The sequence below is a fragment of the Mesorhizobium sp. M7A.T.Ca.US.000.02.2.1 genome, assembly GCF_003996995.1.
GTDB lineage: Bacteria > Pseudomonadota > Alphaproteobacteria > Rhizobiales > Rhizobiaceae > Mesorhizobium.
Map to the genome: position 1 here is coordinate 1 of NZ_RZTT01000781.1, position 1,164 is coordinate 1,164.

Consider the following 1,164-nt stretch of genomic DNA (forward strand, 5'->3'; position numbering starts at 1 on the left):
GGCCAGACCTATACCGCCAACTCGCCCAACATGTGGTCGACGCCGAGCGCCGACGAGAAGCTCGGCCTGCTCTACGTGCCGCTCGGCAACCAGACGCCGGACCAGCTCGGCGCCGGGCGCAGCGCCAATGTCGAGAAGTTCTCGTCGTCGATCACCGCGCTCGACCTTAACACCGGGCAGGTGCGCTGGGTGCGGCAGACCGTGCACCACGATCTCTGGGACATGGACGTGCCGGCGCAGCCGAGCCTGATCGACATCACCAAACCCGACGGCACGGTGGTGCCGGCGCTGGTCGGGCCGACCAAGCAGGGCGACCTCTATGTGCTCGACCGCCGCACCGGCGAGCCGGTCATTGCGGTCAACGAAGTGCCGGCGCCCGGCGGCGCGATCGAAGGTGACCACACATCGCCAACGCAGCCGGTCTCCGATCTCACCTTCATGCCGAAGCCGCTCACCGGCGCCGACATGTGGGGCCTAACCATGTTCGACCAGTTGGCCTGCCGGATCGAATTCCAGGGCCTGCGCTATGAGGGTCGCTATACGCCGCCTTCCGTCCAGGGCTCGCTGATCTATCCCGGCAATTTCGGCACCTTCAACTGGGGTGGCGTCGCCGTTGACCCGGTCCGGCAGGTGCTGTTCGGCATGCCGACCTATCTGGCGTTCAAGTCGGAGCTCATTCCGCGCGATCAGGTGCCGCCACCGGACGAGGGGCGCGGCAGCGAGCAGGGGCTGAACCGCAACGAGGGCGCGCCCTATGCGGTGGTGATGGGACCGTTCCTGTCGCCGCTCGGCATTCCTTGCCAGGCGCCGCCCTGGGGCTATGTCGCCGGCGCCGATCTCAGGACCGGCAAGATCGCCTACAAGCACCGCAACGGCACCGTCTACGATATGACGCCGCTGCCGCTGCCGCTGAAGGTCGGGGTGCCGGGCATTGGCGGGCCGATGATCACCGCTGGCGGCGTCGCCTTCCTGGGGGCGGCGGTCGACGACTATCTGCGCGCCTACGACCTGACATCGGGCAAGCAGCTGTGGCAGGCGCGGCTGCCGGCCGGCGGGCAATCGACGCCGATGACCTATACGGTGGCCGACGGCCGCCAGTTCGTGGTCATCGTCGCCGGCGGCCACGGTTCGGTCGGCACCAAGCCCGGGGACTATGTGATCGCC

The 1,164-nt window shown here is 68.3% G+C and carries 1 pseudogene; it reads left to right on the forward strand.

The annotated features are described in order from the left end of the window. Nucleotides 1–1,164 (forward strand): annotated as a pseudogene (locus EOD15_RS34570) (PQQ-binding-like beta-propeller repeat protein); the annotation flags it as partial.